Annotated in this window: 28 protein-coding genes; 12 read left to right on the top strand and 16 right to left on the bottom strand. The window is 67.3% G+C overall.

Annotation, left to right across the window (positions count from 1 at the left end; all coding sequences use genetic code 11):
- The first annotated feature begins 153 nt into the window (after positions 1 to 153).
- The 6 genes from SM757_RS03555 (at position 154) to ftsH (ending at position 4564) form a co-directional block, all read left to right on the top strand.
- On the top strand, positions 154 to 573 hold the full coding sequence (locus SM757_RS03555; protein WP_322464398.1) for a hypothetical protein: 420 nt from the start codon (positions 154 to 156) through the stop codon (positions 571 to 573).
- 157 nt (positions 574 to 730) lie between these two features.
- A complete protein-coding gene (locus SM757_RS03550) occupies positions 731 to 1402 on the top strand; it encodes a methyltransferase family protein (RefSeq protein WP_322464479.1) in 672 nt (223 codons plus the stop codon).
- A 77-nt stretch (positions 1403 to 1479) separates the two neighbouring features.
- Positions 1480 to 1707, top strand: coding sequence for a hypothetical protein (locus SM757_RS03545; protein WP_322464397.1), 228 nt, complete (start codon positions 1480 to 1482; stop codon positions 1705 to 1707).
- Between the two features lie 45 nt (positions 1708 to 1752).
- Positions 1753 to 2121: a DUF6629 family protein gene (locus SM757_RS03540; RefSeq protein ID WP_322464396.1), complete on the top strand. Its 369-nt coding sequence runs from the start codon at positions 1753 to 1755 to the stop codon at positions 2119 to 2121.
- Positions 2122 to 2212: 91 nt separating this feature from the next.
- Positions 2213 to 2557: a hypothetical protein gene (locus tag SM757_RS03535; RefSeq protein WP_322464395.1), complete on the top strand. Its 345-nt coding sequence runs from the start codon at positions 2213 to 2215 to the stop codon at positions 2555 to 2557.
- Positions 2558 to 2662: 105 nt separating this feature from the next.
- Entirely contained in the window at positions 2663 to 4564 is a 1902-nt protein-coding gene (gene ftsH, locus SM757_RS03530; RefSeq protein WP_322464394.1) for an ATP-dependent zinc metalloprotease FtsH, read from the top strand.
- Between the two features lie 21 nt (positions 4565 to 4585).
- On the opposite strand, the gene SM757_RS03525 is transcribed toward ftsH, so the two are convergent.
- The 13 genes from SM757_RS03525 to SM757_RS03465 form a co-directional block, all read right to left on the bottom strand.
- Entirely contained in the window at positions 4586 to 5071 is a 486-nt protein-coding gene (locus tag SM757_RS03525; protein WP_322464393.1) for an SRPBCC family protein, read from the bottom strand.
- A 1-nt stretch (position 5072) separates the two neighbouring features.
- The gene (locus SM757_RS03520) at positions 5073 to 7463 is read right to left on the bottom strand and encodes a heavy metal translocating P-type ATPase (RefSeq protein ID WP_407655735.1); all 2391 of its coding nucleotides are present in this window, start codon (positions 7461 to 7463) and stop codon (positions 5073 to 5075) included.
- Positions 7464 to 7467: 4 nt separating this feature from the next.
- The gene (locus tag SM757_RS03515) at positions 7468 to 7740 is read right to left on the bottom strand and encodes a DUF2933 domain-containing protein (protein WP_322464392.1); all 273 of its coding nucleotides are present in this window, start codon (positions 7738 to 7740) and stop codon (positions 7468 to 7470) included.
- A 131-nt stretch (positions 7741 to 7871) separates the two neighbouring features.
- Positions 7872 to 8375, bottom strand: a complete 504-nt coding sequence (locus tag SM757_RS03510; protein ID WP_322464391.1) for a hypothetical protein — start codon at positions 8373 to 8375, stop codon at positions 7872 to 7874.
- A gap of 141 nt (positions 8376 to 8516) precedes the next feature.
- Complete coding sequence (locus tag SM757_RS03505) at positions 8517 to 8978, bottom strand: hypothetical protein (RefSeq protein ID WP_322464390.1); 462 nt, start codon at positions 8976 to 8978, stop codon at positions 8517 to 8519.
- Between the two features lie 144 nt (positions 8979 to 9122).
- Positions 9123 to 9470 carry a copper-binding protein gene (locus SM757_RS03500; RefSeq protein WP_322464389.1) on the bottom strand — a complete coding sequence of 116 codons (348 nt, stop codon included), beginning with the start codon at positions 9468 to 9470 and terminating at the stop codon, positions 9123 to 9125.
- Between the two features lie 15 nt (positions 9471 to 9485).
- Positions 9486 to 9941 carry a DUF411 domain-containing protein gene (locus SM757_RS03495; protein ID WP_322464388.1) on the bottom strand — a complete coding sequence of 152 codons (456 nt, stop codon included), beginning with the start codon at positions 9939 to 9941 and terminating at the stop codon, positions 9486 to 9488.
- Positions 9938 to 10450, bottom strand: a complete 513-nt coding sequence (locus SM757_RS03490; protein ID WP_322464387.1) for a cupredoxin domain-containing protein — start codon at positions 10448 to 10450, stop codon at positions 9938 to 9940. The genes SM757_RS03495 and SM757_RS03490 overlap by 4 nt, the downstream gene beginning before the upstream one ends.
- A gap of 26 nt (positions 10451 to 10476) precedes the next feature.
- Positions 10477 to 11880 carry a multicopper oxidase family protein gene (locus SM757_RS03485; protein WP_322464386.1) on the bottom strand — a complete coding sequence of 468 codons (1404 nt, stop codon included), beginning with the start codon at positions 11878 to 11880 and terminating at the stop codon, positions 10477 to 10479.
- A gap of 38 nt (positions 11881 to 11918) precedes the next feature.
- Positions 11919 to 13379, bottom strand: a complete 1461-nt coding sequence (locus SM757_RS03480) for a TolC family protein (protein WP_322464385.1) — start codon at positions 13377 to 13379, stop codon at positions 11919 to 11921.
- Positions 13376 to 13696: a hypothetical protein gene (locus SM757_RS03475; protein ID WP_322464384.1), complete on the bottom strand. Its 321-nt coding sequence runs from the start codon at positions 13694 to 13696 to the stop codon at positions 13376 to 13378. The genes SM757_RS03480 and SM757_RS03475 overlap by 4 nt, the downstream gene beginning before the upstream one ends.
- A 135-nt stretch (positions 13697 to 13831) precedes the next feature.
- The gene (locus SM757_RS03470) at positions 13832 to 14227 is read right to left on the bottom strand and encodes a hypothetical protein (RefSeq protein WP_322464383.1); all 396 of its coding nucleotides are present in this window, start codon (positions 14225 to 14227) and stop codon (positions 13832 to 13834) included.
- Between the two features lie 201 nt (positions 14228 to 14428).
- The gene (locus tag SM757_RS03465; RefSeq protein WP_322464382.1) at positions 14429 to 15532 is read right to left on the bottom strand and encodes a patatin-like phospholipase family protein; all 1104 of its coding nucleotides are present in this window, start codon (positions 15530 to 15532) and stop codon (positions 14429 to 14431) included.
- A gap of 313 nt (positions 15533 to 15845) precedes the next feature.
- On the opposite strand from SM757_RS03465, the gene SM757_RS03460 reads away from it, so the two are divergent.
- From SM757_RS03460 to SM757_RS03435, 6 genes are all read left to right on the top strand, one after another.
- Complete coding sequence (locus tag SM757_RS03460; protein ID WP_322464381.1) at positions 15846 to 16820, top strand: chromate resistance protein ChrB domain-containing protein; 975 nt, start codon at positions 15846 to 15848, stop codon at positions 16818 to 16820.
- Positions 16821 to 16892: 72 nt separating this feature from the next.
- A complete protein-coding gene (gene chrA / locus SM757_RS03455; protein WP_322464380.1) occupies positions 16893 to 18275 on the top strand; it encodes a chromate efflux transporter in 1383 nt (460 codons plus the stop codon).
- 15 nt (positions 18276 to 18290) lie between these two features.
- Positions 18291 to 18962, top strand: coding sequence for a hypothetical protein (locus SM757_RS03450; protein WP_322464379.1), 672 nt, complete (start codon positions 18291 to 18293; stop codon positions 18960 to 18962).
- A 10-nt stretch (positions 18963 to 18972) separates the two neighbouring features.
- Positions 18973 to 19398, top strand: coding sequence for a chromate resistance protein ChrB domain-containing protein (locus SM757_RS03445; RefSeq protein ID WP_322464378.1), 426 nt, complete (start codon positions 18973 to 18975; stop codon positions 19396 to 19398).
- A gap of 19 nt (positions 19399 to 19417) precedes the next feature.
- Positions 19418 to 20023, top strand: coding sequence for a hypothetical protein (locus tag SM757_RS03440; protein WP_322464377.1), 606 nt, complete (start codon positions 19418 to 19420; stop codon positions 20021 to 20023).
- A 308-nt stretch (positions 20024 to 20331) separates the two neighbouring features.
- A complete protein-coding gene (locus SM757_RS03435; protein ID WP_322464376.1) occupies positions 20332 to 20562 on the top strand; it encodes a hypothetical protein in 231 nt (76 codons plus the stop codon).
- 265 nt (positions 20563 to 20827) lie between these two features.
- Here the strand turns inward: SM757_RS03435 and SM757_RS03430 are convergent, their stop codons facing one another.
- The 3 genes from SM757_RS03430 to SM757_RS03420 all read right to left on the bottom strand — a co-directional run bounded on the left by SM757_RS03430 (position 20828) and on the right by SM757_RS03420 (position 23643).
- Complete coding sequence (locus tag SM757_RS03430; RefSeq protein ID WP_322464375.1) at positions 20828 to 21862, bottom strand: YsnF/AvaK domain-containing protein; 1035 nt, start codon at positions 21860 to 21862, stop codon at positions 20828 to 20830.
- A gap of 251 nt (positions 21863 to 22113) precedes the next feature.
- Positions 22114 to 22314 (bottom strand): hypothetical protein, encoded by a 201-nt coding sequence (locus tag SM757_RS03425; protein WP_322464374.1) that lies wholly within the window; start codon positions 22312 to 22314, stop codon positions 22114 to 22116.
- 205 nt (positions 22315 to 22519) lie between these two features.
- Positions 22520 to 23643 (bottom strand): IS630 family transposase gene (locus SM757_RS03420; protein WP_322464373.1). Its coding sequence is split into 2 segments (ribosomal slippage): positions 22520 to 23214 and positions 23214 to 23643, totalling 1125 coding nucleotides; the frame shifts between segments, so codons are not numbered across the junction.
- Positions 23644 to 23718 lie beyond the last annotated feature (75 nt).

The raw sequence follows: 23718 nt of genomic DNA, 5'->3' as shown, positions 1-23718 counted from the left end.
CAGCGAAGCCGCTGCCTGCCTGGGCGGTTCACCGTTAGACGGCCTCGGAGATCGCCGCCCGTGGGAGCGGCTGCGGGTTGATCCACGTCAAACGGACGTGGGGCTCGGTGCCTATCCTGGCTGCAAACAGGTCTCGCTCGCGCCTTCGACACCATGCGTCTTCACCGCCAACAGCTGCGCCGCTGGACAGCCCTGGTGCTGTCAGCGTGGCTCTTCGGCATCGTGATGAGCGTGGCCAACGCCTGTGCCGTGCGGCTGCCCGCCGTGGCTGACGGCGCCATCGTGGAGCACGCTAGCGTGTCCGGCCATCACCATCATGGCGACGACCATGACCGCGACGGTGGCAAGGACGCCGCCAAGGCCAACTGCTTGGACTTCTGCGACGCGCTGGCCGTGGCTGCCAAGGCTTGGCAGCCCACGCTCGACGCGACCAGCCTGGCCTGGCTACCTGCTTTCCTCATCTCCCTGGTGATGCCCGCGCCGCTGACCGTGCGGGCGCGCCCGTCTGCCTCGCCACCCGATAGCCCGGGTGCGCCTCCCATACCGATCGCTTTCCTGCGCCTGGCCTTGTAGTGCGCGGGTGCGTGGCGGCACAGGCCGCCCGCGATCGTCCGCATGCCTGCGTGTCCCTGCCGGCCGTCCTTACGGTGCCGGGCGCATGCAATTCGACGGTTTGGTTGACGCTTCATCCATGCCGCCTCAACCGCAGTACCTCTTCGAAAGCAAGCTCATGGACCATTCTTCCGAGCCTTCCTACGGCCTGTGGGGCCTGGTGGTGGTGAACTCGCTGGTCTTCATCATCTTCGCCTTCAGCTTCGCCAAGCCGCAAAGTCAGCGCGACTGGCGCTCGTTCAGCGCGTTCTCGGCATTCCTGGTGGCGCTCTTTGCCGAGATGTACGGCTACCCGCTGACCATCTACCTGCTCTCCGGGTGGCTGGGCTCGCACTTCCCCGGCGTGGACTTCCTGTCGCACGATGCCGGGCACCTGCTGGAGGTGATGTTCGGCTGGCGTGCCAACCCGCACTGGGGACCGTTCCACGTGCTCAGCACCGTCTTCATCGGCGGCGGCTTCTGGCTGCTGTCGGCGGCCTGGCGGGTGCTGTGGGCCAACCAGCGCCGCGGCACGCTGGCCGCGTCGGGGCCCTACGCCCGGGTGCGCCATCCGCAGTACGCCGCCTTCGTGCTGATCATGTTCGGCTTCCTGCTGCAGTGGCCCACGATCCTGACGCTCACCATGTTCCCCATCCTGGTGTTCATGTACGTGCGCCTGTCGCTGGCCGAGGAGCGCGAGTCCGAGCGGGCCTTCGGCAGCGAGTGGGCACGCTACGCGGCACGCACGCCGCGCTTCTTCCCGCGCCTGGGCCATCCGCGCTCCGACGCCGATTCCCACCACCATGCGTGAGGCGAATACACGCGCATGCCTCATGACTCCCACGCCAGCCGATTTTCCTGATTCTTCGCACCACGGGAGGCACTTTCATGGACAAGTCGAAAGCTCCGCTCCAGCGGCATTCCTTCCATTCCTGGAGCCGCTGGATCTTTGCCGCCTTCATGAGCATCGCGCTGTTCCTACTCTGGAGCGAACACCGCGCTCACCTCCTGGGCTGGGTGCTGCACGCGCTGGTGGGCGTGTGCGTGCTGCTGTTGTACCTGAACACGCGCGCCTGTGAGTACGACGGCCCGGACGACGACAGGCCCCGGCCATGAGCGCAAGCACCGGATGTGGGCACTGCGCTGTGCGGGTGGGGTGACATGTGTTTTTCGGCGAACGCAAGTCTTGCCGCCGGCACATTCCTCACCGGTACCGGCGTGATGGCGCTGCGCATGGTTCGGCATCGCTCGGAATTTGCCTACGCATCGATACCGCTGCTGTTCGCCATCCAGCAGCTGACTGAGGCCGTCGTGTGGTTCACCTTTGATTCAGCGCTGGAACGAATCAACACGGGAGCCGCGATGCTGTATTCGCTGTTCTCCCACGTGCTGTGGCCCATTTACGTCCCCGTGGCTGCTTGGCTGCTGGAGCGCACAGCTACCCGGCGCAAGGCCTTGGGCGCCGTGGTGGCAGTGGGTTCTGGTGCTTCTTTGCCGCCTTGCTCAGCATCGTGGTGTGCCTGCATCTGAGTCAGTACCCGAACCGGCTCGCAAGGACGCAACCTTGAATCGGTGCCATGAGTGAACTGACTGCCTTGCCCATCTCAAAAAGGAAAACGCCATGCAATGGCTCACTGACAACTGGCTCGTCGCCTTGCTGGCGCTGGGCGCTCTCGTGTTCCTGCTGCGACGTGCAGGCATTCGGCTTGGCTTCGCCACGGCAGCCCGCAAGCGTCAGCGAACCAGCCCTGAGGTCGATTGGTCGTCCACCGACCCGGTCAGTGGTGAACCCGTGGCACCCGGCGGCACTTTGTCGGTCCAGCACGGTGGGCGGATCTATCGCTTTGCCTCGCGTGAGACGCTGGAGTGCTTCCAGTCCGACCCCGAGCGCTACCTGCGCGGGGGCGCCGGCCGGCATGGGCCAAGCACCGCGCACCGGCACGGCGGCCACGGCGGCTGCTGCTGAAGGCGCCCAAGTCCCGCAAGCACCACGACTACCTGCTCCTGGCCAGCCCGCCAAGGGTGCAGGTTGCTACCACCCTCGAGCCAACAAGAACCCGGCATGCCTTCAATGGACAAGAAACAAGCCTTTTCGCTCTGGTACGTTTTCGGAGCGATCTTCCTCATCACCCTGCTGCAGGACTACCTCGGCCAGGGCCACACGCTCACGCTGAGCTACAGCGAGTTCAAGCAGGCCGTGGCCGGCGGGCAGTTGCAAGACCTCGTGATTGCCGACGGCATGGCCACAGGCACGCTCAAGACGGACGGCCTGGAGCAGGTGCTGCCCAAGGAAAAGGTGGATCGGCTCAAGGAGGCAGGCGGCGAGCACCGCTTCGCCACCGTCCTGATCGACGATCCCGGCCTGGTGCCCGCGCTCGACGCGGCCAAGGTGCGCTACGGCAGCGTGCGTGAAAGCAAGCTGTTCGCGATGCTGCTGTCCTGGGTGGCGCCCGCGCTGGTGTTCTTCGGGATCTGGTGGCTGCTGATGAAGCGCATGGGCGGCGCCGGCGGCGCGGGCGGGCTCATGTCCATCGGCAAGAGCAAGGCCAAGGTCTACATGCAGCAGGAAACCGGCGTGACGTTCAAGGACGTCGCGGGCATCGACGAGGCGCGCGAGGAGTTGATGGAGGTGGTGGAGTTCCTCCAGAGCCCGGACCGCTACAAGCGCCTGGGCGGCAAGATCCCCAAGGGCGTGCTGATCGTGGGTGCGCCGGGCACGGGCAAGACGCTGCTGGCCAAGGCGGTGGCGGGCGAGGCCGGCGTGCCCTTCCTCTCGCTCAGCGGCTCGGAGTTCGTGGAGATGTTCGTGGGCGTGGGTGCGGCGCGCGTGCGCGACCTGTTCGAGCAGGCCGCGGCCAAGGCGCCGTGCATCGTCTTCATCGACGAGCTCGATGCCTTGGGCAAGGCGCGCGGCATGGGCGGCATGACCGGCGGGCACGAGGAGCACGAACAGACACTCAACCAGCTGCTGGTGGAGATGGACGGCTTCGACGGCAACCACGGCGTCATCATCATGGCCGCCACCAACCGGCCCGAGATCCTGGACCCGGCGCTGCTGCGCCCGGGACGCTTCGACAGGCATGTCTCCATCGACAAGCCCGATCGCAAGGGCCGGCGCCAGATTCTGGACGTGCACGTCAAGAGCGTGAAGCTGGCACCCGGCGTGGACTTGGACTCCGTCGCCGCACGCACGCCGGGCTTCGCTGGCGCGGACCTCGCCAACCTGGTCAACGAGGCCACGCTGCGCGCGGCCAAGCTGGGCAAGGATGCGGTGGACATGGGTGACTTCGAGCAGGCGCTGGACCGCATCGTGGCCGGGCTGGAGAAGCGCAACCGCGTCATGAACCCTGAGGAGCGCCGTTTCGTGGCGTACCACGAGGCAGGCCATGCACTGGTGGCCGAGCACCGGGCCACGGCCGACCGGGTGGCCAAGATCTCCATCATTCCGCGCGGCATCGCGGCTCTGGGCTACACCCAGCAGTCGCCCACGGAAGACCGCTACCTGCTGCGCAGGAGCGAGCTGCTGGACCGGCTCGACGTGCTGCTGGGCGGGCGCGTGGCGGAGGAACTCGTTTTCAATGACATCTCCACCGGTGCGGCCAACGACCTGCAGCGCGCCACCGACATGGCACGGCACATGGTCACGCAGTACGGCATGAGCCAGACACTGGGGCTGGCGACCTGGGAAACCGGGCCGCGCTCGGCCTTCCTGGCTGTGCCGGGAGGCTCGGAGCAGCGCGACTGCAGCGAGCGCACCGCCGAGGCCATAGACGCCGAAGTGCGGCAGTTGCTGGACGAGGCAAGGCAGCGCGTGACGGCGACCCTGCAGACGCACCGCGAGCAACTCGAAGCGCTGGCCAAGCTGCTGCTGGAGAAGGAAACGGTGGACCGCGCCATGCTGAACATCGTGCTGGCCAGCGTAGGCGCCCGTGCGGCGGTTCAGGATCCGGTCACGGGTGTTGTGACGCCGTAGGCAGCGCCTGCAACGCCCTTCTCACGGGAAAGCCGCTTTCGCATCGAAGGCCATGCGCCGGGTGCACCACCGCGCGTAGGCCGCGCCGAACAGCCGCCCCAACCAGGGATGGCGAGCGGGCCAGGCGTATTCAATGAAGACGCCCAGCCGGCAGCCGCGCTCCAGCGGCGTGATGTCGAAGCCCATGCGGTAGCGGCCAACGACGAGCAGCCGCGGCTCGCCCACCGTGCGCCAGATCTTGCGCCATGGCGGCTCGCGCTCCTCGACCCGTGAGCTCACGTTAAGCTCCAGGCCGAGCACCTTGCCGTACAGGCGGTAGACCGAGCCGATGGAGCGCCCGCCGCCGTCATCCGTGGTCAGCACCATTGAGGCGCCGGCCATCATGGCCGAGGGCTTGGCCATGTGCGCGGACAGCCGGCGCGGGTCGTCGAGATGGTCGAAGAGCCGCTGCGCGTCGGTGTCGACCAGCACTTCCGTGCGGTGCCGCAGGTGCAGCGGCTGATCCATGTCACACCTTGCTGCCCCGAAGCCGCAGCGCATTGCCCACCACCGACACCGAGCTCAGGCTCATGGCGAGTGCCGCGATCATGGGTGAGAGCAGCCAGCCCGTGAACGGGTAAAGCAGACCGGCCGCCAGCGGCACGCCCAGCGCGTTGTAGACGAAGGCGAAGCCCAGGTTCTGCTTCATGTTGGCAATCGTCGCCTGCGAGATCACGCGCGCCTGCGCGATGCCGCGTAGGTCGCCCTTGACCAGCGTGACGGCGGCACTGTTCATGGCCACGTCGGTGCCCGTGCCCATGGCCAGGCCCACATCGGCCTTGGCCAGCGCCGGCGCGTCGTTGATGCCGTCGCCGGCCATTGCCACCACCTTGCCCTGCCGCTGCAGGCCGTCCACCAGCGCCAGCTTGTCGGCGGGTTTCACTTCGCCGTGCACCTCGTCGATGCCCAGGCGCGCGCCCACGGCACGCGCGGTGGTCACGCCGTCGCCAGTGGCCATGACCACGCGCAAGCCCGCGTCGCGCAGCGTCTTCAGTGCCTCGGGCGTGCTGGCCTTGACCGGGTCGGCAACAGCCAGCAGCCCGGCCAGCTGACCGTCCACGGCCAGGTGCATGACGCTCGCACCCTCAGCCCGCAGCGCCTCGGCCTGCGGCACCAGCGCCTCCACGGCCACGCCCAGCTGTTGCATCAGCGCGGTGTTGCCCAGCGCCAGCGCGCGGCCGGCCACGCGCCCGCGCACGCCGATGCCGCTGCTCGATTCGAACTCCTCGGGCTTGTCCAGCGCCAGGCCTCGCTGCCGCGCAGCGGCCACGATCGCGTCGGCCAACGGGTGCTCGCTGCCCTGGTCCAGGCTGGCGGCCAGGTGCAGCACCTCGTCGGCCTCCCAGCCTGGCGCAGGCACAGCGCGATCGAAGGCGGGACGCCCTTCAGTGAGCGTGCCGGTCTTGTCCACGATCAGCGTGTCCACGTCGCGCAGCCGCTCGATGGCTGCGGCGTCGCGGAACAGCACGCCATGCGTGGCGGCCTTGCCGGTGGCCACCATGATCGACATCGGCGTGGCCAAGCCCAACGCGCAGGGGCAAGCGATGATCAGGACGGCCACCGCGTTGATGAAGCCGAACACCCAGCCCGGTTCGGGGCCAAAGAGGCCCCAGGCGAAGAAGGTCAGCAGCGCGATGCCTACCACCACCATGACGAACCAGCCGGCGACCTGGTCGGCCATGCGCTGCATCGGCGCCTTCGAGCGCTGCGCCTGCGCCACCATCTGCACGATCTGCGACAGCATCGTCTGCGCGCCCACGCGCTCGGAGCGCATCACCAGCGCCCCGCTGGTGTTGAGCGTGGCGCCGATGAGCTTGTCCCCGGCGCGCTTGCTCACGGGCACGGGCTCGCCGGTGAGCATGGACTCGTCCACGGCGCTGGCGCCTTCGACCACTACACCGTCCACCGGCACCTTCTCGCCGGGGCGCACGCGCAACAGGTCACCCACGTGCACGTGCGTGAGCGGCACGTCCTCCTCGCCGCCATCGGGGCGGATGCGCCGCGCGGTCTTGGGCGCCAGGCCCAGCAGCGACTTGATCGCGGCCGAGGTCTGCGAGCGCGCACGCAGCTCCAGCATCTGGCCCAGGAGGGTCAGCGAAATGATCACGGCCGCGGCCTCGTAGTACACCGCCACGCGCCCCATGGCGAAAAAGGACTTGGGGAAGACCTGCGGCGCCACGGTGGCCACTACGCTGTAGAGGAACGCGGCTCCGGTGCCTGTACCAATGAGCGTCCACATGTTGGGGCTGCGGTTGGCGAGCGAATGCGCCCAGCGCACGAAGAAGGGCCAGCCCGCCCATAACACTACCGGGGCCGAGAGCGCCAGCTCGATCCAGCTCTGGATGGCCATGCCGAAGAGGCCCATGCGGTGGCCGATCATGGCCAGCAGCGTCACGACCACCGTCAGCGGCAGCGTCCACCAGAAGCGCCGCGTGAAGTCCTCCAGCTCAGGATTGCGCTCCTCGGCGTCAAGGTCCGGCAGCAGCGGCTCCAGCGCCATGCCGCACTTGGGGCAGTTGCCGGGATGGTCCTGCCGGATTTCCGGGTGCATCGGGCAGGTGTAGACCGTGCCGGCCGGTGTCGGGGCGGCCGGTACTGCGGCGGGCGTGGTGTCCGCGACGGCGTAGCGCTGCGGCTCGGCGGCGAACTTGTCCTTGCAGCGGGCGCTGCAGAACCAGTACGGCCGCCCGGCATGCTCCAGGCGGTGCGGCGAGGCCTCGGTCACGGCCATGCCGCACACCGGGTCCTTCAGCGCGGCGTGCGCGCCGTGGTGGTGATGGTGCTCATGGTCATGCCCCTGCCCTGCACCCGGCACAGGGCCGTGGCCCGCGTGGGTATGTTGGTGCACATGCTCGTCCATGGCGTCACCACTTGCCGTCTGGCGAGGAACCATTGCGGCTGTTGGAACCGCCGTGGTGATGGCCGTGTCCGCCATGCCCGTGGCCGAACAAGTGCATCAGCGGGCAGCCCAGCAGCAGCAGGTACGGCCACAGGCCCGCGACGTGGCCCCAGTGCTCGCGCAGCAGGTAGAAGCCGCCGATGAGCAGCAGCATGACGATGACCGCGTTCCAGGGCCTGCGCTGCGGGCCGCTGCCCTGGCCGGCGCCAGACATGTCATGGCGATGGGAGGTGTCCATGTTCCGGCTCCTTCTCGGACACCGGCTCAACAAGCCGGCTTCAAGTGAAACTTAGACCTTCCTATCGTGGAAAGGTCAAGGCCTTGGCAACCGCACGCCTCTTGCTCGCATGAGACGTGCGCCCGCTGGCGTCAGGGCTTGGCTGCAGGGGCCGGCATGCGGTCCATCATCATCTGCATCATCGACTGCATCATGTCCATGCGCTGTTCCAGCGCCTGCATGCGTGCCGCGGGCGTGGCAGAGGCTGGTGTGGCGGCGCCCTGGGGCGCCATGCCGCCCATGCTCTTCATGTTGTCCATCATGGCCATGCCTTCCTGCATGAGCTTCATGTGCTCGGCCATCAGCGCCTCACGCTCCTTGGGGGTGCGCGCCTTGGCCATCTTCTCGTGCATCTCGCGCATGGCCTGCACGTGCTTCTGCATGTCGGCGGGCTGACCAGGCATGCCCATGGCGCCTGCCGGGCCGGCGCCGGGCACTGTGGCCGCAGGCGGTGTGCGAAGTGCCGGGGCGGCCGAGGCAGGCGCGGAGGCGCCTTCAGGGTGGTGCGCGGCGTGGTCCTCGGGATTGGTCTGGGCGTGCAGGCCGAGCGACAGCGCGGCCAGGACGGCGGCAAGAGCGAGGGGGCGAAGTGCCATGGTGCAGGTCCTCCAGGTGGAATGACGTGTGGGAAAACCGGGGTGCGGCGGCGGCTGACGGCCGCGCCAGGTTCAGCGCCCGGACCGCCTCAGCGCAGGCCATTGCGGCGTGCTTGCGGCGCACGGACGGCAGGCGAGGCTCTAGATCGTGAGCCGCAGGAACGCGATGGGGATGGGCGGCGGCGCGGGCAAGGCGCCGGAATCGGGACGCGGCACGCGCATCACCACGGCGGCGGGCAGGATGACGCAAGCCCCGGTCGCCACAGTGGCCAGAGCAAGGGTTCCCGGCGTGTCGCCCGAGCTGTTCTTGACCACGGCGCTTTGCTCGGCGTCGCACAGGCTCTTGCACGCCGGCTGTCCGAGCGGCGCCTCGTCGTCATGCCCGTGGTCGTCATGCGCAGCGCCGGTAGCCGCATCGTGGTGATGGTGGTGCCCGGCAGCAGTAGCCGCGTGCTCATGCGCGGCGGCATGCGCCGCCGTGGCCGCCAGCGGCATCTGCAGGATGCAGGCGTTGGCTGCACCGGCCAGCCAGCCGAACAGCAGCACCCAGCACATCAGCCGCGCGATGAGGCGGTTCAGGTGGGGCCGCAACGCTGGACGCATGGAAGATTGCGAGAAAGCCAAGCGTGTTGAAAGGACAACTTAATGCTACGGCAGCCGACCCTCGCCGGATTGATCCGCGTCAATGGGTCGGCCACCACTCGCGAAGTGGCCGGGCACACCAAGCGGCGTCCAGCCCGGGCAGCCTCACTGGGCCGGCTGCAGGTCCGTGACGACGAAGGCGCTGCCCTGCTTCTCGACGTGGAAGCGCACCTTGTCGCCCACCTTGACGGCGTCGAGCATTGCGGCGTCCTTGACCTGGAACACCATGGTCATGCCCGGCATGTCCAGGTTCCTGATCTCGCCGTGCTTGAGGGTGACCTTGGCATTGGCCTTGTCGATGCGCCGCACCTCTCCATCGGTCAGGTCGGCAGCCGGTGCGGCCGACGCGGCCGCGGCGGGATGGTGCGCCGCGTGGTCGGCGTCGGAAGTCTGGGCGACCGCAGGCAGGATGCCGGCAGTGCCCAACAGCACGGCGAGGATGAGCTTGTTCATGAATCGGTTCCTTCTTCAACGGTAGGTTTGGTAGGTGACGGCCGTGCCGTCCTTGCGCAGCAGCAGCACGTCATAGGGGTCCTTCTGGCCGCCGTAGTCCGGGCCATCCATGCCGGGCGACCCCACGGGCATGCCGGGTACAGCCAGTCCGATGGCGGCGGGTCGCTCCTTGAGCAGGCGCTGGATCTCGCGCGCCGGCACATGGCCCTCAAGCGCGTAGCCGCCCACGAGCGCCGTGTGGCACGAGCCGTATTTCACGTCGATGCCCATACGGCTGCGCATCGCGGTGTTGCCGGTTTCGTTGACCTTGGTCGCGAAGCCGTTGGCCTGCAGGTGCGCAATCCAGTCCTTGCAGCAGCCGCAGGTCGGGCTTTTCCAGACCTCTACAAGCGGCGCGCCGGCGGCGTGTGCCAATGCGGCAACAGGCAGCGCGGCCAGGATCAGCAGCAGACGGCGTCGTTGCGTTTTCATCGTGTGGTGACCTCGATGGTGCCCACCATGCCGGACTGGTAGTGGCCGGCGATCAGGCAGGCGAACTGGAAGGTGCCTGGGCGGTTGAAGGTCCAGACCATTTGAGCTTGCTTGCCCGGCGCCACGTGCGCCATGTAGGGCTCGTCATGCTCCATGTCGGGAAACTTCACCATCAGTGCGGCATGCTCGGCGTTGGCCTTCTCGTCGCCGATGACGAACTCGTGCATCAGCTGGCCGCGGTTGCGGATGACGAAGCGCACGGTCTCGCCCTGGCGCACCTTGATGGCGCTAGGCGTGAAGCGCATGTCGTCGCCCATGGACACGTCGATGCCGCGGCGCGCCTCGCGGGCTTCGCCAGCGATGCCCCAGTCCTTTTGCTCCTTGCGGATGGGACCGGCGGACCTGGCGTGTTCCTGGTCGCCATGCGCCTGCGCCGGGCTCCAGGCCAGGCACGCGCCCAGGGCAAGCGCCAGGGCCATGCTGCAAAGGGCCTTATGGGATGTCGTCATGGGGACTGCCTCGTGTGTGAATGTCATCAATGGCCGCTGTGGCCGCTGGGCTTGCGCACCTGCACTTCAGTGGGCGCCGCGCCCTTGTCGGCGCGTGGCATGGCACTGCGCCCGGCGTCACTGGAGCGGGCGGGCTCGGCCAACTGGCCGGTCCACTCGTAGGCCACGGTGCCTGCTGGGTGCTTGAACCAGCCCGGGTCTGAGTAGTCACCGGGCTTCTGGTCGCGGCGCACCTTGATGACGCTGAACATGCCGCCCATCTCGACGCCGCCGAACGGGCCCTCGCCCGTCATCATCGGTACCGTGTTGTCGGGCAGCGGCATAGTCATCTCGCCCATGTCGGCCATGCCACGCTCGCCCATGACCATGTAGTCGGGGATGAGCTTGCTGATCTTCCCGGCCACGCCGCTGTGGTCCACGCCGATCATCGTGGGCACGTTGTGGCCCATGGCGTTCATCGTGTGGTGGCTCTTGTGGCAGTGGAAGGCCCAGTCGCCCTCCTCGTCGGCAATGAACTCCAACTGCCGCATCTGGCCCACGCCGATGTCGGTCGTCACCTCCTGCCAGCGCGTGCTGAGGGGGGTGGGCCCGCCATCGGTGCCGGTAATGGCGAACTCGTGCCCGTGGATGTGCATCGGGTGGTTCGTCATCGTGAGGTTGCCGATGCGCAGCCGCACCCGGTCGCCCTTGCGCACGTTGAGCGAATCGATGCCGGGGAAGACGCGGCTGTTCCACGTCCACAGGTTGAAGTCCAGCATCGTCATGATCCGCGGCGTGTAGCTGCCCGGGTCGATGTCGTAGGCCGAGAGCAGGAAGCAGAAGTCGCGGTCGGCCTCGCCGATGAGCGGGTGCTTGGCCTTGGGGTGCGTGACCCAGAAGCCCATCATGCCCATGGCCATCTGCGTCATCTCGTCGGCGTGCGGGTGGTACATGAAGGTGCCGGGTCGGCGCGCCACGAACTCATAGACAAAGGTCTTGCCCGGCGCGATGCCGGGCTGGGTCAGCCCCGTGACGCCGTCCATGCCGTTGGGCAGGCGCTGGCCGTGCCAGTGCACGCTGGTGTGCTCGGGCAGCTTGTTGGTCACGAAGATGCGCACCCGGTCGCCCTCGACCACCTCGATGGTCGGCCCCGGCGACTGGCCGTTGTAGCCCCACAGGTGCGCCTTGAAGCCCGGCGCCATCTCGCGCTCCACGGGCTCGGCCACCAAGTGGAACTCCTTGACGCCGCCACTCATGCGCCAGGGCAAGGTCCAGCCGTTGAGCGTGACCACGGGGTTGTAGGGCCGACCGGTACCGGGCACGAGCGGCGGCATGGTGTCGGCCTTTGTCTGGATCACGGGCTCGGGCAAGGCGGCCATGGCCACCTTGCTGACCGAGGCGGTGGCTACGGCGGCCGACCCGGCCAGAAAGCGACGTCGATTCGTCGTCATGGAAAGACTCCAGGGAATGTCGTGGGCATGGGTGGCACTCAATGGCCGCCTGCGCTGCCGCCGCCGGTCGCGGCCGGCGCGGCTTGCAGGGAGAGGCCCGCGGTGGCAGGGCGTCCAATGAGCGCGGACTGCAGCGCCGCGTCGGCGAGCCAGAAGTCGCGCTGGGTGTTGAGAGCCTGGGCTACGGCCGCGACCTGATCGCGGGCGTCGGCCAGCAACTCGAACACGCCAATGAGCATGCCGTTGTAGCGAAGCTGGTTCTCCTCCGAGATGGTCTTGCGCAGCGGCACGATCTCGTCGCGCCAGTGGCGCGCCAGATCGAACGCAGTGCGGTAGGCACCATAGGTCTCGCGTACTTGCGAGGCGGCGTCCACGGCCAGCTGCGTTGTGCGGTGGACGGCCGCCATGTAGCGCGCCTGGGCGGCGCCTCGCGTCGCGTCGCCGGCGTTGAAGATGGGCAGTGGCAGCGCCAGCTCGTAGCCACGCTGATGCGGTCGGCCGGTCTCGCTGTTGCGCACAGCGCCCAGCTCGAAGTCGCCCACCACGCTGGTGACGGTCGTGATGCCCTGTGCACGGGCCGAGGATTCCAACTCGGCGCGGGCTTGGCGCAGGTCCAGCCGCTCGTCGAGCGCGGCTTGCATCACGGCGCCTTCCTCGCGTGGCGCAGCGGGCAGGTTCGGCAGCCGCTCAGGCAACTTCAAGGCCTGCGCCTGGGCTTCGTTCAAGCCCAGGGCGCGCACCAGGGCCTCGCGGCTGGCCAAGGCTTCTTGTCGCGCGCGGGCCAGCTGGGCCACGGCCTCGGCGCTGAAGACCTGCTCACGGGCGCGCTGCAAGCGGTTGAAGTTGCCGGCCGACTGCATGCGGCGCGCCAGCTCGGCGCCCGCGTCGGCCGTCTCCTTGACCTGCTCGAAATAGGCTTGCGCCTGCGTGGCCGCCACGGCGCGCACCCATGCCTGGCGCGCCTGCGTTGCGGCCTGGACCACGTCGCCGGCCATGCGCAGGCGGATCTGCTGCTGCTGCGCGTTGGCGATGCGCGTGCGCGCCGGCAGCAGCAGCAGGTCCAGCAGCGGGAAGCTCAGCGCCCGCCCGATCTCTAGCTCCCGCTCGCCACCTTCGTTGCGTACCAGGCGCTCGAAGGCGAACACCGGGTTGGGCAGCCGGGCCAGCTGCGTCGTCTGGTAGGAGGTGGCCGCGGCGTCCGACAGCAGCGCCTGCACCGAAGGGCTATAGGCCAGCGCGATGCGCACCGCGTCGTCTCCCGAGAGCGGCTGCTGCAGCAGGCGATCCACGTCGGCGCCGGCCTCCTGGCGAGCCTCATCCGTGGTCAGCCACTTCAGGGGCGCGCCCAGGCGCTGGCTGGCCACGTCCTGCGCGAGCCCCAGGTTCTGTTGGACGGCGGTGCTGGCGCAGCCGCCCAGTGCCAGCGCCAGCGCGGCGATGGCCAGGCGCTTGCGCGGCCAGGCGCGCATCGTTGGGTTGGTCGTGGATGCTGTCGTCATGGCTTGGCCGGGGCGTGGTGGTTCGAGTGCGCCCCGCCGGCGGCAGCGGGCGCGGGCGCGCTGGCGCTGGCCGCAGCGGGCCGGGCGTCAGGCGCCTGGCTCTCGCGGGCGTACGCTTTCCAGCCGCCGATGCGGCCGACGGTGTCGTTGGTCTCGCGCCAGGGGCGGACCGGTTCGTCAGTAAAAGGCCGGTAGCCCTCGAAAGCAGAACGGTAGACAGGTTGCGGCGCTGCCGGCGTGGCAGCGCCTTGCGCCGCAGCCAGGGCTGGGACGGCAATGAGCACCGCGACTGCGGCGGTGCAGGACCATGAGGCCATGAGAAAGCTCGCTGGACGGGCCCGATGCGGCCGCGTCGAGCGGCCGGTGGGGCAAGGTCGTGGACGGCGGCGGACTTGAACTGCCTGTGCCGTCGGACGACGGGCAGAGCAGCCTGAACCCGCGCCAGGGACGCGTCAGGCGAGCAGGAGCCGGGGCGGTCGCTCGGGGCCGTCCGTCAGAAAAACCGCCGGGCTGTCGGCGAGGACCGGCGGCGGGGCGGCGGCATCGACAACCGCTTCAAAACGCACCACCGAGGCCGGCAACGCCGCCGTGACGCAGCAGGCGGCGCAGGCGCTGCACTTGTGTTGTGCGTTCTGGTGCAGGTTCTGCGTAGCGGTGTCGTCATGGGCAGACGCCGCAGCGGCGTCGTGGTGATGCGCCGCGTGATCGTGTTCCACGATGACAGCGGCGGCCACGGCCATGCGGTCATGGCCCGGGCCGCACACGCGCAGCGTGGCCGCGACACTGCCCTGCAGGGGCAGCGCGACGGCCAGCAGCCACATCATCGCGATCCGGAACAAGCGCCACATGAGTTCAGTTTAGGTCATGCCCATCGGATTGGACGCCAGGCCTGGTGTCCATGTGCGGCCTCTTCTGACCACGCGGAACCAACCCAGCCATGCCACTGTGGACCTTCCTACAGTGGCAAGGTCAAGCAGTTCCTTGCCAATCTTGATGGCGGGATTGCAGCGCGCAGCCGCCGCAGGGCCGGTGTCCGCCTGGCCGGGTCTTCAGGCAAAGCAATCCTCCATGTCGATGCTGGAGCGCTTGCCGACATCCTGCGCATGGTTTGTGAGCCAGGCCGCGGCATGCTCGCGCCCCTGGTCGTGCAGCAGCTGAAGGTACGGCATGTGCGCCAGCAGCCTGGTTTCGGGCCGCCGCATGCTGGCGCACTGTCCCGGCTCGATCATGTGAAAGCGCATTGCCCGAAGCTTTCGCTCCAGCGGGCCGCTGCTGACAAAGGAAGGAGCCGCACTGGCCATGGCACGTGTGAACAGTTGCATCTCGCGCATGAAATGGGCATGGAAGCCGAGCTCCGAAATCCGCTCGCGGATCTCGATCGATGTATGCGGCGTGCCCTCGCGCTCCAGCGGGTTGAGCAGCACGAGCAGCACGTCGGGCGAGTCGCATTCATAGAACAGCGGGAATACGGCCGGGTTGGCCGAATAGCCGCCGTCCCAATACGGCTGCCCGTCGATTTCCACCGGGTGGTGGAGCCGGGGCAGGCAGGCCGAGGCCAGCAGCATGTCCACCGTGAGCTCATGCTCACGGAACACCCGCAGCCGCCCGGTGTTGGCCTGCGTGGCGCCGATGAAGAGCTTGAACGGACAGTGCTGACGCAGGTCGTTGAAATCGACCATTTCCAGCAGCAGCTCCCGCAGCACGTTCATCGCCATCGGGTTGAGCTGTGCGGGGCTGAACTGCGTACTCCAACTCACCAGCAGCTTGCCCGTGGGCGACAGCCGCATGTCCTCGCCGCTGCCCTGGGCCATCAGCGCTGCGGGAACCATCTGGCCGATGGCCGACCAGAACCTTGAAAGTGCAGCCCTGGCACCGTCGCGTCCGCCACGGACCCAGCCCTGAGCCATCACTGCGGCGTTCATGGCACCTGCACTGCTGCCGCTGATCCCTTCGAAGTCCAGCCGTCCGTCTTCCAGCAGCGCGTCGAGCACGCCCCAGGTGAAGGCACCGTGAGCGCCGCCTCCCTGCAGCGCCAGGTTGAGTCGCTGCGTGCGTGCCTTGCGCCGCCAAGCGCCAGACCGCGCATGGGCTGTTTCCTGCAGACCAAGGCGCTGGAGCCGTTGGAGAACGGGAGCGATGAAGTGGTGTGTCATGGGCATTCCTCCTTGCTTGGCACGTGTTTCCGCCCTGGGCGCTTAAGGCTTGTTACCCCGGCCACCCTGGCGGAAAGGCTTGGAACAACCACTAGGCGTTCCAAACGGGGTCTTGCTGCATCGCAGCAATCGATGGGCCAACTTAAGGGTTAACCCTGCAACAGATAGGTTGTGTTTGCTTAGCGAGTGGAGAAGCGCACCGGCTATAGAGCGAAGCAGGCCTGCGGGTAGAGCCGCACCACGCTTCGCACAGCGGCTTGAAGAGATGACGACATGCACGTAGCATCCACGACATGTCAGTATTATTCGCGACATGAATGTAGATACTGCTACACCAATTTGGCTACTTTTGGTGGTGTCTTTGCCCACGGCCAGCGCCACGGCGCGCATGCGTATCTGGCGTGCCCTCAAGAGCCAGGGCTGTGAAGCGCTGCGCGACGGCGCTTACCTGATGCCCGCAGGGGGCGAACGCGCGGACGCCCTGCAGGAGCTGGCCCAGGAATGCACGCGCGAAGGCGGCACGGCATGGCTGATGGCCGTGCAGCCGCGCTGGCCTAGCGAAGATGAGGCCTGGCAGGTGCTCTTCGACCGCAGCGAGGCCTACGCCGGGCTGCGCAAGACGTGGAAAGAAACCGCAGCGACGTTGGCCAACCTTTCGCCACAGGAGCTCACGCGGCTCCAGCGGCGCCTGTCCAGGGAGTACGAGGCGGTGCGCGTCATCGACTTTTTCCCTGCTGACGCCGCAACCGAAACCCAGGCAGCGTGGGCCGAGCTGGAGCGGCGCATCCAGCGCGTGCTCGCGCCTGACGAACCGCACGAGACGGCCGGAGCCATTCCGCGCCTGGACGCTGGCGCCTACCGCGGGCGCACCTGGGCCACGCGCCGGCGGCTGTGGGTGGACCGCGTGGCCAGTGCCTGGCTGATCCGCCGCTTCATCGATCCGGCCGCGCGCTTTCTGTGGCTGGCGCAGCCCGGCGACTGCCCTAAGGATGCGCTGGGCTTCGATTTCGATGGCGCCGCCTTCACGCACGTGGGCGAGCGTGTGAGCTTCGAGACGCTGCTGGCGAGCTTTGGCCTGGAGGACGATGCCGCGCTCGTGCGGCTCGCAGCGATGGTCCACCAGCTCGACGTGGGTGGTGAGCCCGTTCCCGAGGCCGTTGGCTTTGAAGCGGTGATGGCAGGAGCCCGCGAGCGGCTCGATGACGACGATGCACTGCTGGCCGAGATCGGCACGGTGCTGGATTCGCTGTACGCGCATTTCAAGCGCGCGGCAGTAAAAGAAAAGTGAGTCTTGCAGGAGTAATGCCGTGATGGCAGCCCGTACCGCCGGCTTGAAGCCTTGTCCAAGCAGAGTGAACCCATGAGCACCACGACCACTGCAACGCCGGTTGGCGCTGCCGCAGCGGCCAAGCCGCCTTCCCCGGTCTCGTTCGCCGAGGCCTTTCGCTTCTGGCTCAAGCTGGGCTTCATCAGCTTTGGCGGCCCGGCCGGGCAGATCGCGATCATGCACACCGAGCTGGTGGAGCGTCGGCGCTGGATCAGCGAGAAGCGTTTCCTGCACGCGCTGAACTACTGCATGCTGCTGCCCGGCCCCGAGGCGCAGCAGCTCGCCACCTACATCGGCTGGCTGATGCATCGCACGTGGGGCGGCATCGTTGCGGGAGCTCTCTTCGTACTGCCCTCGCTGTTCATCCTCATCGCGCTGAGCTGGATCTACGTGCGCTTTGGCAACGTGCCGGTAGTGGCTGGCCTGTTCTACGGCATCAAGCCGGCAGTCACGGCGCTGGTGTTGCACGCGGCACACCGCATCGGCACGCGGGCACTGAAAAACGGCTGGATGTGGGCCATCGCGGCGGCGGCCTTCTTGGCGATCTTCGTCTTCGACACGCCGTTCCCGGCCATCGTGCTGGCGGCCGGCCTGATCGGCCACTTCGGCGCGCGGCGCTGGCCGCAGGTGTTCGCGCTGGGTGGGGGCCACGGCGGCGCCAAGCAGGGTTACGGTCCCGCGCTGATCGACGACGACACGCCCACGCCTGCTCATGCGCGCTTTTCGCGTGGCCACCTGGCCAAGATCCTGCTGGTGGGACTGGGACTATGGGCACTGGCGATGGCCGCTCTGGTGGCCGTGCAGGGCGTGCACGGCACGCTCACGCAGATGGGCTGGTTTTTCACCAAGGCCGCGATGCTGACCTTCGGCGGGGCCTATGCCGTGTTGCCCTATGTCTACCAGGGCGCTGTCGAGCAGTACCAGTGGCTCAGCGGGCCGCAGATGATCGACGGCCTGGCGCTGGGCGAAACCACACCGGGGCCGCTGATCATGGTCGTGGCCTTTGTCGGCTTCGTGGGTGGCTGGTTCAAGGAAGTGCTGGGTCCCGAAGCCCTGTTCCTGGGCGGCACGCTGGCCGCCACGGTGGTGACGTTCTTCACCTTCCTGCCGTCCTTCGTCTTCATCCTCGCGGGCGGCCCGGTGGTCGAGGCGACGCACGGCAAGCTCGGCTTCACCGCGCCGCTGTCGGCTATCACCGCGGCGGTGGTGGGCGTGATCCTCAACCTGGCGCTGTTCTTCGCCTACCACGTGCTGTGGCCGCAGGGCTTCCAGGGCCGGTTCGACGCCGTGTCCGCCGTCATCGCGCTCGCAGCGGCCGTGGCGCTGTTCCGCTTCAAGGTCGGCGTGATGCCGCTGCTGGCTGCCTGCGCGGCCGTCGGATTGGCGGTGACGCTGGCCGCACCGATGCTGCGCTGAAAGCGCTCAGGCCCCATGGACAACCCGATTGAGCTTGTCCGGCTCCCGCGCCGAGGCACGCTGGCGGCTCCCATCCTCACCGGGCTTGTGGCGCTGCTGCTGTCCAGCGGCACGTTGGCACAGGCCGACGGCTTCGAGCGTGATGCGGTCGGTGCCTCACCACCGGCGGGATGGCACTGCGGCGTCACTGGCCAGGGCCAGCCCCGCTGGGCGGTCACTGCCGATCCTGGCGCACCGAGCCCGAGTCGCGTGCTGTTGCAGGACGGCGCGGGCACCTTCCCCTGGTGCGTGAAGGACAGCACCGCGCTGGCCGACGGCTTCGTTGAAGCGAAGTTCAAGCCCATTGCCGGCCGCGAGGACCAGGCCGGCGGCGTGGTTTGGCGCTGGAAGGACGGCGACCACTACTACGTCGCGCGCGCCAATGCGCTGGAGAACAACGTCTCGCTCTATTACACCGAGCGCGGCACGCGCAGGACGCCGAAGTACCTGAACACGCCGGTGGCGCGCGGCGCCTGGCACACGCTGCGCGTGGAGTTCACCGGAACGCACATCGCGGTGCCCCTGGACGGCGAACAGCGCATCGAGATGGATGACCGCCACATCACGGGACCAGGGGCCGTGGGCGTGTGGACCAAGGCCGATAGCGTGACGGCGTTCGATGACTTTGCCCATGGGGCGCGACCGTGAAGGAGGAGCAATGAAATGGATCACCCGCGAGCGGCCCAAGATCGACCGCATTGCCTGTCCCTGGCTGATCGCGCGCTTCATCGACGAGGCGCCGGAGTTCCTCTACGTGCCGGCCGACCAGGTGCTGCCCATTGCCAATGAAACGGGCGCCGTGCCTTACGACGTCCCCGGCGTGGAGATGGGGCACGTGGGCGAGCTGTGCAGCTTCGACGCCTTCGTCCGGAAGTACGAGCTGGCCGAGCCGGCGCTGCAGCGGATGGCATTGATCGTGCGCGGCGCCGACACCTCGCGCCTGGAACTCACACCGCAGTCCGCGGGCCTGCAGGCGATCTCGCTGGGGCTGTCGCGCAGCTTTGCCGACGACCACGAGATGCTGCGCCACGGGATGGTGCTGTACGACGCGCTCTACGCCTGGTGCCAGGCCGAAACCGCATGACCGTCAAGGAGCAACCACGATGACCACGCCTGCTGCTTTCCAGAGCCAGACCGAGCTCAAGCCCTTGCCCTTCGATCCTTCAAAGCTGGAAGGACTCTCGGAGCGGCTGATCCGCTCGCACTGGGAGAACAACTACGGCGGCTCGGTGAAGGCGCTGGCCCAGGTCAAGGCGCGGATGGCGCAGGCCGCCGGTGACCCGGAGGTGCCGCCCTACGTCTATAACGACCTCAAGCGCGAGCACCTTATCCGTACCGGCTCGGTGGTCCTGCACGAGCTCTACTTCGAGAACCTGGGTGGCGACGGGCAGCCGAGTGCGATGGAGCGCGAGGCCATCGCGCAGGCCTTCGGTAGCTTCGAGGCCTGGGAAGCTGGCCGGCGTCAACTATCTTGGCCGCTCTCATCCAGATTGACGCGCGGCAGTTGCGTACCCATGCCAACAGTCCTGGCGCCAGTACACGCTCGGCCAGGGGCCGAAGCGACACAGCAAAGCGTGCCATGGCGTGCCAATGCACAGCCGGGAGAACGTCGCTGTCCAGCACGGGGCGGTGGTCCCGTAAGGCTTGCAGCCTGTCTCGCGTGGCGGCAGCAACGGCATCGGCAGCGCCCACTCTTCATTCGACGTTGAACACCGAGCCGCTGACATCGGACTAGCGGCGCAATCCATAGCTCAGGGATCTACTGGCCTGAACACGGTTGCTTTTCGACATTACTTTTCTGTTGTGCATCGCCGCATATCTCACGCATCTTGCACTGCCGAGCCGCCCACCGCTGCGACTTTGCCGCTGGCTGTGCAGCACCGCTGCCGCTCGAGTGCGGCGCAAGTACCTGGAACTGTTGGCCTCCACAACTGGCCGTGCTCCTAGGGCAAATTGACTATCTGCGGCCGCCGATTCATCACTTTCCGGTCTGTGCCAGAGTTCGTAAGTTCGCCCCATGGACAACGATGACGACATGCCGGACGTGGCCCCCACCCTCTGGCAGCAAGACTTCACCGCGGGCGCGCAGTCTCCAGCATGCGCATGCCCGTCCCCGAAGCGCACCCGTCAAGCCACGAGCTGGCTGCTGGGCTGGGAGAAAAGCATCCAGCGGCTCCTGGCCCAGAATCGCCGTGGGGAGCAGACCAGGCTGGCCGCTGTGTCGGCGCTGCACGTGCATACGGGCTAGGTTCCCGGCCGCCTCTGATGTTGCGACACAGTAGCTGTACTGCGCCGAACTGGCCACGACCTGTACTGTTGCAGCAACCTGTGCATCAGCCGCAGTGCGCTGCCAAGATCCGCCGGAAGTAGCTGCGCACGGTGGCACCTATGACCAATCGTGAGCGGCCATGGGTTGCCGGCTTGCCGTCCTGCAAGCGGGCGTTGGGTAAGCTGGCATGGATATGGAAAGGGGCGGCCTAGCCGTCCCTTTCCATAAAGGATGCCTGTCTGGATTACGAGCTCACGCGCTCCCAGCCGCGGCGCACGGCGGCCTTCATCCGGTCCCAAGCGCCAGCGCTGCCGGGATTGCGTACCTCCCAATCCTTGCGCGCATCAGCCTCGAACTCGTCCCAGCTGCGGCCAGCGTAGCGCGGGTCGTCGCGCAGATCGTGGCCGTAGCGGTAGGCCGGTTCGTAGTCCTCGTAGCGACCGCCCTCGGCCGCGAAGCGGGCGTTGAAGTCGTTGCGGTAGTAGTCCCTGTCGAACGTACCGACGGTCGTAGTGCCCGGAATGTGCTCGACCTCGACCTCGGTGCTGCGCACCGTGTCGCTGACCTGCTCGGTGCGCTGCTCCACTGTCTTGCCCACGCGCACTTCCTCCACCACGCGCGCGGTTTTCTGCACCACTGCCTGCTCAGCGGTCTCGACCACTTCAATGGTGCGGTCCTTGAGGTCGGCGAGGTCCGCAGCGGTGGCCGGGCGGTCCACCGGACGGCGCTCGACTTGGACATGCTCCTGGCGCAGCTGCACCGTCTCGCTCACGGGCGTCTCGACGGTGCGGGCGTACACCCGCAATCCGCCGGTGCTGACCACGCGCTTGCCAACCCGGAGCTCCTCCTGCACCACCGGGATCACGCCTTCGGAGGATTGGACGGCTGCCGTACCCGCGCTGTCAGTCCAGCCCTGCGCACGCCATGCTTCCATGCGCTGGTCGATGTCCACGGCACTGGCTGTCGTGAACGCTTCGCGCACATCGTCGAGCTGTGCATCGTCGTCGATCTCGACCTTGAGCAGGGCACCACCGCGGCGCACCGCCTCGGCATAGTGGCCGACCTCGCGCTCGTCGGCGGGGTCGAACATGTCTGAGAAGAAGCCCCGTACACGGTTCGCCGTACCGGCGTCGGCCTGCGTGGCCGAGTCGGCACTGAAGGCGTCTTCGGCGTGGGTGATTTGAACGTGGCTTGGATCGGTGCCTTTGGCGGTGAGTATCTGCAGCGCGCGTTGCGCGTCTGCCTCGGAGTCAAACAACCCAACGACAGTCTGTTTCATGCTGAAGTCCTGCTGGTTTAGACAGCCCACGATGGCAACCGGGATGCCATTGCTGTGGAGGCAGCAGTACGGGTGTGTGCAGCTTGCTCAAGCCGCTTGGCTGCCGTGGCTGCCTTGGACTGAAGGCAATGGCACCCACCGAGCGTCTGCACCGGCACCAGTGCCAGTGCGTAGCAACCGTGCGCTGGCGCGACGCGGTCAGAAAACCAGGCTTGTTGCAGAGCCTCGGGTCAACCTCAACCTACACAGAATCAGCCGTGGAAACGCATTGCCCATTGCGTCAGAAAAGCGGCATCAAGTCCGAGCCGCTTGCGCAACTGAAGGATTTCCCGCCTGGCCTGTGCCAGTGTCAGCTCGCCCAGATCCGCCCGACGCTGAAGGTCATCCATGGTCGCCTCGTACTCCGGCGGGGGACTGTTCTTGGAGGGAATTTCTGACGAGTTGATGTGCATGGCTTTGGCCTTGTCGGTGGGGTGTGCCCTGAGAGGCGGGTGAGGCAGCCAGGCGCCTTGTGGGCGCAACATCTGTCGAAATGCTGCACCGCAGCAATCGTCGTCCCTTTTGAGGAATTCGGCTACTGTGGAGATTGCGTAAGGCTGCATCGTGTAGTTGCGCTCAAGCCATGCTGGCGGCCCGTAGTGCAAAGCTAGTGCTCCGTCACGGTTGCACTGCTGGGTAAAGACGCTTGAGTTTGATACGGGCGTCGGCGGTGGTGAAGCGCCAGTCGATGGTGGCATGACTGGCGTTGCGGCGATCTTCCCAGGCGGCAACCTCACTGGCCAGATGAGAGCGGCTGTCCATGCGGTCGCTCAGGCACTGGCGTGCCAGGATGCTGAGCTCTAACTCCGCCCTGTCGAGCCAGCTACCGTGCTTGGGCGTGTAATGGATTTCCAGCTTGGCCGCCAGACGCCGTGCCTCAGGTGGGGCAAAGGCCTCGTACAGAGAGGCCGGGCCATGGGTGTTGAGGTTGTCCATGACCAGCACGATGCGCAGGGCCTGTGGGAAGTGCACGTCCACCAAGTCTTTGATGACATGGGCAAAGTCCACCGCGGTGCGCCGCTCGGTGACATCGACATGGCGCCAGCCCTCCAGCGGCGCGTAGAGCATGAACATGTTGGCTGTGCCGTGGCGCTCGTATTCGCAGTCCTGGCGGCAAGGCGCGCCCGGCTGCAGCGGCAGCGGTGCACGCACCTCGCCCAGCAGTTGTTTGCTGGCCTCGTCCAAGCACACCAGGGGCTGTGCCGGGTCGTGGGGCCGCTGATACACGTCGAGCACGTCCTCCATGCGGCAGACGAACTCGGCATTGGCCTTGGGCGGGATGCACCAGCACCTCTTCAGCCACGGCTTGAGAACGTTTTTTTGAGCGTGCGGCGCACGGTTTCCCGAGAGATGGCGTCCACAACATGCAGCTCGATGAGGCGCTGCTTGAGCAGCATCAGGCTCCAGCGCTCCTGGCCACGGGGCGGCTCGCTGCAAGCCAGGGCAATGAGCTGCGCTTCGCCTGCGCCATCGAGCGCGCGGGCCTTGCGATGCGCCTGGGGTCGGCGAAACACCGCCGCCTGCCAGCCTTCTTCAGCGCAGTGCTGGCGCACTCGGCGAACCGTCGCCACGCAGCTGCGCAATGCTGCAGCAATGGCTGCATCCGTAGCCCCGTCAGCCGAGTGCAGCAGGATGCGCGCATGCAGCCGCTCCCGCGTCGAGCGTCGGTACGAGCGCGCCACGCGCTCCACTGTCGAGCGGTCCTCGGCACTGAGTTCCACTGGATGCTGCTTGGCTGACATGACTGTCTCCCGGCTGCTAGACCCAGCTCAGACCCCACTGCGCAGCAAACGTTTCATTGCTACGGCGGCAGAGCA

The sequence above is a fragment of the Azohydromonas lata genome (genome assembly GCF_034427735.1).
GTDB classification, from domain to species: Bacteria; Pseudomonadota; Gammaproteobacteria; order Burkholderiales; family Burkholderiaceae_C; genus Azohydromonas; species Azohydromonas lata.
This window is presented reverse-complemented; position numbering and strand designations above follow the sequence as displayed.